Origin of the sequence: Lentilactobacillus sp., assembly GCF_040773105.1 — a bacterium.
Lineage (GTDB): Bacteria > Bacillota > Bacilli > Lactobacillales > Lactobacillaceae > Lentilactobacillus > Lentilactobacillus parabuchneri.
This window is the reverse complement of the sequence record NZ_JAXGWW010000125.1, coordinates 1-5,936: the sequence shown is the minus strand read 5'-3', so window position 1 is coordinate 5,936 and position 5,936 is coordinate 1. Positions and strand designations below refer to the sequence as shown.

Annotated in this window: 5 protein-coding genes; all 5 read left to right on the top strand. The window is 44.2% G+C overall.

Annotated elements, in window-relative coordinates:
* Window positions 1–374: 374 nt before the first annotated feature.
* The gene (locus AB3112_RS07430; protein ID WP_057909869.1) at window positions 375–1,406 is read left to right on the top strand and encodes an ABC transporter ATP-binding protein; all 1,032 of its coding nucleotides are present in this window, start codon (window positions 375–377) and stop codon (window positions 1,404–1,406) included.
* Complete coding sequence (locus tag AB3112_RS07425) at window positions 1,393–2,373, top strand: ATP-binding cassette domain-containing protein (protein ID WP_057909870.1); 981 nt, start codon at window positions 1,393–1,395, stop codon at window positions 2,371–2,373. Before AB3112_RS07430 ends, AB3112_RS07425 begins: the two co-directional genes overlap by 14 nt.
* A complete protein-coding gene (locus AB3112_RS07420; protein WP_057909871.1) occupies window positions 2,373–3,332 on the top strand; it encodes an ABC transporter permease in 960 nt (319 codons plus the stop codon). The genes AB3112_RS07425 and AB3112_RS07420 overlap by 1 nt, the downstream gene beginning before the upstream one ends.
* Before the next feature lie 12 nt (window positions 3,333–3,344).
* Window positions 3,345–4,298 (top strand): ABC transporter permease, encoded by a 954-nt coding sequence (locus AB3112_RS07415; RefSeq protein WP_057909872.1) that lies wholly within the window; start codon window positions 3,345–3,347, stop codon window positions 4,296–4,298.
* Between the two features lie 93 nt (window positions 4,299–4,391).
* The coding region (locus tag AB3112_RS07410; protein WP_367334204.1) for an ABC transporter substrate-binding protein at window positions 4,392–5,936 on the top strand (1,545 nt) is incomplete at its 3' end.

The window sequence follows — 5,936 nt, the reverse complement described above, 5'->3', positions numbered from 1 at the left end:
AGATGTAGCAAATCTGACACATCCTTGATGATGATCAAAAGAATATTTGAAATTTTCAGTATCAACTTGCGGGCCTTGAACAAATCCGTCAAGAGCAATGCTATAATTAGGTAGTTCTTCTAAAGAAGCAATTCTTCCACGTTCAATTACGAGTTCCATAATCTTTTCCTTTAAAGGGACTTACATATAAGATATAATTGTTATGTTTTAGGATAAATATTACAAAGCTTCCAAGCAGTAAAAAATTCATGTGAAAAAGTTTCATAATTTATTGTATTGTAATATTTTTTATATAAATTAATGGCTACACCGTTAATCATATTTTAATCAAACAAAGAATATACATAAATAAGTCGTCAAAAGGAGATAGTCACGTGGTTGAGACAAATACCGACCAATTCTTGAACATTAAAGGTGTGAGCACCGCATTCAAGATTAACGGTCAATACTATGATGCTGTTTCAAACGTCAATCTTGAGGTGAAACATGATGAGATTTTGGCCATTGTTGGCGAATCTGGTTGTGGTAAGAGCACTTTGGCCACAACGATCATGGGACTTCACGATCCGGAAGAAACCAAGATTTCGGGGGAAATTGATTTCGAAGGAACGGATTTATTGAAGCTGGATGAGAAGGGATATAACAATGTTCGAGGCGCCAAAATCGGCATGATTTTCCAAGATCCTTTGTCTGCACTTAATCCGCTCAAACGAATTGAAGACCAAATCCAAGAAGTCATGATTTATCATACCGACATGACAGAAAAGCAACGTCATGCGCGGGTCATTGAACTCCTTAATCAGGTTGGGATTGAAGATCCTGAACGTACCGCGCACCAATTTCCACATCAGCTTTCCGGTGGGATGCGGCAACGAATTATTATTGCAATTGCAATCGCTTGTAAACCAGATTTGATTATTGCTGACGAGCCAACGACGGCTTTGGACGTGACGATTCAAGCTCAAATTCTGGATGTTTTAAGAGATATCCAACGAGAAAATCACGCCGGCATTATCTTGATCACCCATGATTTGGGCGTGGTTGCCGAAACAGCCGATCGGGTTGCGGTTATGTATGCCGGACAAATTGTTGAACAGGGGACAGCGGCTCAGATTTTTAATGAGCCCAAGCACCCTTATACGCGTTCACTGCTACGATCGATGCCGCAACGGGATAACGAAAACGATGAACTCTACGTTATTCAAGGAATGGTTCCTTCACTTCAAAAGATGCCGAAAGACGGTGACCGGTTTGCGCCACGAATACCGTGGATTCCAGCATCTGCTCACGAAGCACATCCGGTTATGCACGATATCGGCAACGATCATTTAGTCCGCTGCACTTGCTACAAAGACTTTTATTTCCCGGATCAAGTAAAGGAGGGCGCCGGTCATGAGTCTAATTGAAATTAATGGCCTAAAGGTTCACTACCCAATTCGCGGGGGCTTTTGGAACCGGGTGGTTGATAACGTCAAAGCTGTCGACGGCGTCACGTTTAATATTGAAGCCGGAGAAACGTACGGCTTGGTGGGTGAATCCGGATCTGGCAAGTCGACAACCGCCAAAGCAATTATTGGTCTGGAAAAAGCAACTCAGGGAACCGTTATGTATAAAGGAAAAGACGTTACCAAAGCGGAAAATCGCAGAAAGCTCGATTATAACCGGGATGTTCAAATGATCTTCCAGGATTCGCTGTCCAGCTTGAACCCACGAAAACGAATTGAAGATGTGATTGCAGAACCCTTGAGGAATTTTGAACATCTGGATAAGGAAGAAGAAAAATTGCGGGTTCTTCAATTGTTGGACATTGTTGGCTTGGATGCCGATGCTTTGTATAAGTATCCCCACCAATTCTCGGGTGGACAACGACAACGAATTGGGGTTGCCAGAGCAGTGGCGACCCACCCAAAGCTCATTATTGCCGATGAGCCGGTATCGGCACTGGACTTATCCGTTCAAGCCCAGGTGCTTAACTTCATGAAGAAAATCCAGCGCCAATTTGGCATTTCTTACCTGTTTATTTCTCATGATCTCGGGGTTGTCCGCCATATGTGCAAAAATATTGCCATTATGACTCGCGGGCGCGTTGTTGAAGTTGGAACCCGAGATGACATTTACAACAATCCAATGCACATTTACACAAAGCGTTTGTTGGCGGCGATTCCCGAAACCAACGTCAATCATCGAGAAGAACATCGCAAGCACCGGTTGGAAATTGAAAAGATTTACCAAGAACAACAAAAAACGTATTACGACAAAGATGGCATGGCGTTCCCGCTGGTTCAGGTTTCGCCGACGCACTCGGTTGCCTTGCCACCCGAACTTGCCGAAAAATTTGAACAACAGTCTGAGAAAAAGGGGGTCAATGTCTGATGTGGAAAACAATTTTGCGCCGGGTTCTGATTATGATTCCGGAACTGATTATTTTAAGTATTTTAGTTTTTCTGCTCGCAAAGGCAATGCCCGGAGATCCGTTTACCGGGTCGATTAACCCACGGGCCGATCCTGCTCAGATTCATCATTTGATGGAGATCCACGGTCTTTACGATCCCTGGTACCAACAGTACTGGAATTGGGTCGTCCATTTGTTCCACGGGGACTTGGGAATGAGCTATGAGTATCAGGAACCGGTTGTTGATCTGATTCAGCAACGTGGTGCCAACACCCTGTGGTTAGCACTGTTCACAATGGTTTTAACTTACGCCATTGGGTTGCCGCTTGGCTTGTACGCCGCTCATCACGAAGGCAAACTTCAAGATACATTGGTCCGTGTTTATACATACGTCACCATGTCGATTCCATTCTTCGTTGTGTTGGTTATTGGAATCTGGATCTTCGGATATGCGCTTAATTGGTTCCCAACCAGCGGATCGGTTTCTGCTCAGGCGAGTGGGCTTGGCGGAACGATATTGTCACGGCTGGATCACATTATTTTACCCGGTTTACTGGGTGCCTTGTTTGGAACCGTCAATATTGTCCAGTATCTGCGGTCGGAAGTCATTGACGCCAAGCACTCTGATTATGTTCGAACGGCCCGATCAAAAGGGGTGCCGATGAAAGACATCTACAGACACCACATCTTCCGGAATTCCCTGTTACCAATTGCCGCGTTTGCCGGGTATTCGATCACCGGTTTATTGGGTGGGTCCATCTTTACTGAAATGGTCTTCTCATATCCTGGTATGGGCTTGCTGTTTTTAAACGCCATCAATTACCGTGATTACACCGTTATTACTGCTTTGGTCTTGTTATATGGCTTCTTGAACTTGTTGGGAACGTTGCTTTCAGACATTGTCTTGAGCATCGTTGACCCACGGGTTCGGGTTGAGTAGGGGGTGGCTGAGATGAAACGCGATATTGAAGAAGCAACCACCATTTCAAAGGAAGACCTGGCACGATTAACCAAGGAAGCAAACGAAGAGGCCACACCATCTCGAATGAAGATTATGTGGGGCGAATTCAAAGCTGACAAACCAGCGATGGTTTCTTTATTCCTACTCATTTTCTTTATTTTATTTGTCATTATTGCCTCGATGTTTATTGACGTTCCCAAAATGATGGAAACCAACATCATGGGGTACTACAACAAGCCGTTCACACCGGAGTATTGGCTGGGTGCCGATGCCGGTGGCCGCTCGATTGCCAAAGAACTGATTGTCGGCTCACGAAACTCCATTTCAATTGCCATTGGGTTGACGATTATTTCTTCGACCTTTGGTATCTGCTGGGGGCTGGTATCCGGCTACTTTGGCGGAATGGTCGATTTGGCCATGCAACGGGTTTATGACTTTATGATGATTATTCCAATGTTAATGACGATCATTGTTATTGTCACGATTATCCCGCATTACAACGCGATTACGCTCACCCTTATCTTATCGATCTTTTATTGGATGGGGACTTCGCGTCTGATTCGCTCGCGGACGTTGGCTGAGTCTCAAAAGGATTACGTTGCCGCATCAAAAACGTCCGGAACCAGTAATTTCAAGATTATTTTCAGAGAAATCATGCCGAACATTTCGTCATTGATTATTGTTGACACGACGCTGTCATTTGCAGAAAACATTGGTGTTGAAACTGGGCTTTCATTCTTGGGCTTCGGTCTGCCAATGGGAACGCCGTCACTTGGTACTTTGATTGCCAACGCCAACGACCCCGAAAATATTACCCAGTATTGGTGGACGTGGCTTCCTGCAGCCGTTGAGATTATCATTTTGTGTTTGTCGATTAGTTATATTGGCCAAGTGATGCGGCGAACCACCAACGCGGCACAACGGCGGGGCCAGGATCAGAAATAAAGTAAGCTCGATAAAGGGGATGGTGCAACTTTTGCAGATTGAGGTGTGGTTTTGTTGGTCGTTTAGTTGAATCTTAAATTGGAGGGATGTTTTATGAGCAAAAGAAAATGGCTCACAGTCGGAATTGCGGCTGTATCAGTTATGACACTTGCCGCCTGCTCTAATGGTAAGAGCAGCAGTGAATCAGGCGCTGGCAAGCACGTGGCAATGTCAGCTACATATAGTGGCCCGGGTAAGGCGACTACAGCAGGAAATAATAGTACGTTAAAGGTTGCCGAAGTTAATGATGCGCCGTTTGCGGGGATTTCGTCACCGACGTTGGGGACCAACGCTGAAGACACAGATGTATTCGCACCCGGTGGCTCGGGGAACCTGTTCAACGTTACGAAGAACTACAAGATTGTCAACGGTGGATTAGCCAACCAAAAGATTGACCGTAAAGCAAAAACCGTTACAATTACCCTTCGTAAGGACGCAAAATGGTCAAATGGTGCTAAAGTCACGGCTAAAGATGTTGAATATCCATATGAAATAATTGGAAATAAAAACACAACATCACAACAATATTCATCAGATTTTGCTGCTATTAAAGGGATGGCGGCTTACCATTCAGGGAAATCTAAGACAATTTCTGGCATCACCTTCCCAGATGGGCAGAATGGTCGGACTGCCGTTATTCATTTCTCACGGATGGCACCATCCATGAAATACGCAGGAAACTCATTTATTTGGCAAACTGTTGAACCATATGAGTACTTTAAGGGAATTCCAATTTCTAAACTTGCATCGTCAAGTAAAGTCCGTAAGAATCCGATTTTTACAGGCCCTTACAAGCTAGATAAAATCGTCCAAGGCGAATCAACGAGCTGGTCTCCAAACAAGTATTACTATGGCAAGAAGCCACAGATTAAGCACATTACCATTCAAGTTGTATCGACTAACAATGCATTAGCTGCATTTAAGTCAAAGAAGTATGATTTTGTAGCCGGTGGGCCAAATGCAACTATGCCTTCAAGCCAGTATCCTAAGTTCAAGAAGCTAAGCGATTATGGGATTGCTGGTACACCTTCCATGGGTTATGACTACTTTGGTTTTAATGTTGGTCACATGGATACCAAAACTGGTCGAAATGTGATGGATAAAAATGCCAAAATGGCAAATAAGAATCTTCGTCTGGCGATGATGTATGCTGCCAATGTTAATGCCGTTGAACAGAAATTTGGGAACGGTGTTTCATGGCAAGCCAATACGTTGATTCCACCTGCATTTAAGGATGTCTATGATGCTAAAAATCCAGGATTTAAGTATAATATGAAGAAAGCTAAGTCACTCCTTGATAAGGCTGGTTACAAGAAGAAAGGTAAGTGGCGGACAGATCCAAACGGTAAGAAGCTGGTTATTCATTTAGGTGCCATGCAGAGTTCTGCTGCAACTGAAGCTGAGTACCAATACTACATGCAACAATGGCACAAGGCTGGATTGGATGTCCAGATGACCACTGGTAAGCCAATGGAAATGAACAGTTTTTACTCTACTCTTCAAAAGCCAAAGCAAACTGCCATCGATGTCTACCTAGCCGCTTGGTCATTGTCATCTGAACCAACACCAACTCAGATTTATGGTGTTGATGCAACATTT

What these genes read in the sequence shown, in the direction of transcription:
- AB3112_RS07420 (WP_057909871.1), top strand. Translation starts at nt 2,373, where the DNA reads ATGTGGAAAACAATTTTGCGCCGGGTTCTGATTATGATTCCGGAACTG.
- AB3112_RS07415 (WP_057909872.1), top strand. Translation starts at nt 3,345, where the DNA reads ATGAAACGCGATATTGAAGAAGCAACCACCATTTCAAAGGAAGACCTG.
- AB3112_RS07425 (WP_057909870.1), top strand. Translation starts at nt 1,393, where the DNA reads ATGAGTCTAATTGAAATTAATGGCCTAAAGGTTCACTACCCAATTCGC.